Origin of the sequence: Paenibacillus sp. VTT E-133291, assembly GCF_002264395.1 — a bacterium.
Taxonomy (GTDB): domain Bacteria; phylum Bacillota; class Bacilli; order Paenibacillales; family Paenibacillaceae; genus Paenibacillus_AQ; species Paenibacillus_AQ nitricinens.
Genome location: NZ_NFVA01000180.1, coordinates 1 through 4,107 on the forward strand (window position 1 = coordinate 1; position 4,107 = coordinate 4,107).

At 41.4% G+C, this 4,107-nt stretch carries 3 protein-coding genes, 2 pseudogenes and 1 riboswitch; of the genes and pseudogenes, 2 read left to right on the forward strand and 3 right to left on the reverse strand.

Annotated features, from left to right (window positions below; all coding sequences use genetic code 11):
* Window positions 1–978 (reverse strand): choice-of-anchor A family protein (locus tag CA598_RS31170; protein ID WP_094879012.1); only part of this gene is annotated, 978 nt, incomplete at its 3' end.
* A gap of 110 nt (window positions 979–1,088) precedes the next feature.
* Window positions 1,089–1,179, reverse strand: a riboswitch (cyclic di-GMP riboswitch).
* Window positions 1,180–1,671: 492 nt separating this feature from the next.
* Here CA598_RS31170 and CA598_RS31175 point away from each other — a divergent pair.
* Together CA598_RS31175 and CA598_RS31180 are read left to right on the forward strand one after the other, a co-directional pair.
* On the forward strand, window positions 1,672–2,064 hold the full coding sequence (locus tag CA598_RS31175) for a YhjD family protein (RefSeq protein ID WP_094874463.1): 393 nt from the start codon (window positions 1,672–1,674) through the stop codon (window positions 2,062–2,064).
* Window positions 2,065–2,508: 444 nt separating this feature from the next.
* Window positions 2,509–2,883, forward strand: coding sequence for a winged helix-turn-helix transcriptional regulator (locus CA598_RS31180; RefSeq protein ID WP_094879013.1), 375 nt, complete (start codon window positions 2,509–2,511; stop codon window positions 2,881–2,883).
* A 64-nt stretch (window positions 2,884–2,947) separates the two neighbouring features.
* Here the strand turns inward: CA598_RS31180 and CA598_RS31185 are convergent.
* Window positions 2,948–3,491: pseudogene (locus CA598_RS31185) on the reverse strand (NAD(P)H-dependent oxidoreductase).
* A gap of 540 nt (window positions 3,492–4,031) precedes the next feature.
* A pseudogene (locus CA598_RS33245) lies at window positions 4,032–4,107 on the reverse strand (YjcZ family sporulation protein); the annotation flags it as partial.

Genomic DNA, 4,107 nt, shown 5'->3' on the forward strand with positions numbered 1-4,107 from the left:
GGTCGGCGTTGGTGTTGGTGCTACGGTCGGCGTTGGTGTCGGTGTCACGGTCGGCGTTGGTGTCGGTGCAACGGTCGGCGTTGGTGTCACTGTTGGTGTCGGCGTCACTGTTGGCGTCGGCGTAGGAGGCGACTCTACCCCTTCATATGGATACCAATGCATCTGCACACCACCAGCAAATCCTTTCGCAATCAATGTCCCATGCAGTTCTCCGGAATTATAAGTTACTTTTGCAAGCGGAGCTAGAATAGTTCCTTCTATTGTTAAACTTCCAATGTTTACAGTGCTAGCTTCATAAAAATTAAATAATACCTTGTTAGGGCTGCCTCCCCAAATTTGAAAGCTTGGAATTTCAACTGAACTTCCGCTAACGTTAACGATAACTGTGGCGTTATTTGCAATATTAAACTGTAAGCCATTAGCACCAACGAAATCAGCAGCACTTAGATTAAGAACGTTAAATGATTCCGGAGCATCAATTGTTATTTTCCCATATTCCTTTTTGAAAGTTCCGACTGTAGCAAGTGAAGAGAATTCATTAGAACGTCCAATAAGATATTGCTCTTCATAATCAAAATCAATAGGTGTCCCTTTTCTCGCTGGTTCTTTAAGATCTACACCGTTTCTGATAAAAACACCACCATGAACGGATGCTCCATGAACAGTCCCATTAGTAAAAGTGATGTCATTGCCAGCAATAAGGACATCTCCACCTGGATTATCCTTGGATACGCCGTAATTCTGCAAAGTAATATTACCTTTGGCCGCCAGGCGCCCGTGAACCTGATCATTAGATTGATTGAAGTCACCAAGGATAAAAGTATTAAAATTTCCTGCAATGCCTAACACAGGTGTAGGAATATACGGAAGCACAGGCCCTGCCGCACTGACCAAATAACCACCTCCAGAAAGCCCACTACCCACCATCAAAATCCCCGCTATTACTAATGAGAGCAACGGTTTCATTCTTCTTTTCAAAATGCGCACCTCCTAAAACTATGATTTATAATTAAACAGAATAATTACCAGAACTCTAAAGAACCTAATAACAAAAAAAGACCGCCAAAAAAGAAGTAGAATTCCCTTCTCATGGCAGTCGGACGGTCATAGTGTCTTTTAGACACTTTAGACTCCTGAACTTTGCGTCCCACCCTTTCAGGCGGTTTGCTATTATCATGATTATATATGTATAGCCTTTGCAAATTAGAACTAGTAGCTTAAGCATCCTATTAAATAATGGTCTATGACTTTTAATACTTTGGAACTAACAATAGTTTAGCGCTCCATCCCCACAATTGTCAATCAATTCCTTTTGATATTTACACGCGTAAGCAAGCACAAAAAAAGCGCCAAAAGGCGCTTCACACAAAGGTTTTCCTTCAATTTTAAAGTAACTTTATCCAACCTAATATCGATATCCATAATGGAATACTTAGAATCAAACCAAATACCATTCCACGGGCGAGACTTCCTTCCTCTTTCATCCTAATTCTCCCTTTATATAAGTCTGAAGCATTAATTTTTATTATTACAATTTTAATATATTTTATTCTTTCTAATTTAGTTGTGAATTTAATCACATTGAACTAGCTGTTTAGAAATGCCATTGATTATTTTTGGAATATCGGGGTAGAATACGAATATACGTTCCCATTAGGGGTGATGAGATTCATGCATAGAGCTGAAAGCAGGGACAATATGCTGGTGAAATCTTATTTATTGCTTCCGATGATTTTATCAGCTTTCGAACGGGACTCCGCCATTCTATCTGCACATTTACGAACACCCGCCCCCTATCTGGAGGTTCTTGAAACAGCCGCAGCAGTTGCTACAACAGATTTAAGAGATGTTCGTTCAGAGATGAGAAAACGGGGAATCAAGGTTTATGAGCAGAACAGACTTAATGCAGGGATCGAAGCCAAATTTATATGTCGTGGATACCATGAACGAATGCTGCTATTAAACGACATTGTCGCTGCCCAAGCTGCAATTCATATGCGCAGATATCTCGGTCTGGATATTTCATCTTTTAAGAGCTATGAAGAGCAGTATCAGATTAAGTAAAGCCGCGTAGAGGCTGTCCCCCTCCCCCCCATTTCCATTAGCGAACAAAAAAATAGGCCTTACCATGGGAGTTGGCAAGACCTGAGAGATTTATACCACAAAACACTGGGGGGTGTTTGGTGTCTTCAATATAAACCTTGAACCTGAAAATAAGATGATGCTCACATGAAAATTACATTAAAAACATCAATTCGTCGCTTAGACTATCCGCTTGACACTTTTGATTTCCAACCAAAGTAGCCCGCTTCGCCGACAGAAAAACCGACCGATGGATAGTTAGCCACGAGTGCTTTGAACTAATTGTTTTAAAATGATATAGTGGGTTCGTTGCTCGCAGGATGACTTGATAGCCGGTTGTAAAACATAATAAAGTCGAGATCTGAGTACGGAGAAGCAATAGGCGTTTGCCTTTTCGTTATATTTTCTGAAGGAGGGTAATAGCCCATGAGTGATGAAATCTGTATACCACCTGGCATTCACCAGAAGGACACTAGCTTCGGCTACACCTTGTCTATCATTAGTGGTAAATATAAAATGACTATTCTCTACTATCTCTCTGAAAACAAGATCGTGCGATTCAATGAACTGCAACGGGGTATCGGTACAATACCTTTTAAGACGTTAAGTATTATGTTGAAAGAACTGGAAGCGGACTGTCTCGTCAGGCGCGAGGAATTCCCCCAGATTCCCCCTAAAGTTGAGTATTCCTTGACTGAGAAGGGCCAATCGCTTATTCCGGTGCTGGATATGATGTGCACTTGGGGAGAGAAAAATTCCGTTCCAGCCGCGCAAGAGATAACAGTACCGTTTACGATTTAGCCACGACTTATGACAAAAGCAGCATTTCCATTAATGAAAATGCTGCTTTTTGTTTCAATTCTAATTACATATTATCGATAAATTCAACATAGCCTTGCGAACTGATGTCCAATTTTTTTAAATAATCCGTACTTCCTACCGTCTCAGATTCCGTACCATAAATGGCATAGAAGGAACGATAGTCAGCGTTGCAGTAAATAAAAGTCGTGTCAAAGGGAGATAAAATACAGTCCAGCCCGTAGCCGAGTTTACCATCTTCACTGAAGTCTTTTTCACTTCCTCCGGCAGTTACAGCTAATGCGATTTTACGATTTCTTAATTTATCACTCTTCGAGCCATATGCCCATCCGTAAGTTAAATACTTCGTCCAGCCACTTTTTAAGCAGAGGCGGACTACTAAACCAGTAGACAGGGAATTGTAAGACGAGCTTATCATGCGCTTCATTTAGTTGTTGTTCCTTTTCCACGTTGATTTTTTCATCGGGATAGGCTTTGTACAGCTCATGTACCGTATATTTGTCTGGATATTTATGGAGTTCTTCGATCAAGCGTTTATTAACAACGGATGTTTCGATGTTTGGGTGCGTAACGACAACAAGTGTTTTCAATGGTGTATCCTCCATGTTTGAATCAGATTTAGGACTTGAGTTATACCTCCCATCACGCCATCGCGTAAGTATGCACTTTTAGTTCACGTACTTACCTAAAGGTAAGCATTGCAACCTGTCTGCACGTATATTGACGTACAGTCTTCGGGGCGATTCTCATCTTCGGTGTACACCCAAATATCACACAAGAGAGCCTGGGTCATTCCTCGATTAATGTTACACTGGATACTTATTCACCTGTTCTCCCCAACTTACAAGAAGCAGCCCTTCGAGAGATCGGCGACTCCATTCTTGAAACGTGCAAGAGGTCGGGATTACGACCGAAACCTCACTTTACTTGAATAAAGGCTAGAAGGATATTGGAAGATAGGTGATTTCAAGACAAACGGCGCGGTTCCGGGATCCCCGAAAACCGCGCCGTTATTCCATTCTTAGATATGCCGGTGAAGGAAATTGAACCCCTGGGCTACACCAGATTAAGGCTGATATAACTCAGTGGAAGAACATCCTCAAGCTTCCAAGCAAAACGCCCTTCTCATTTTATAGCAAGATAGTCTTAGAAATAATTACAAGGAGGATAAACAGTACCAAGATTGCACCGGTAGATGTAAAGGCT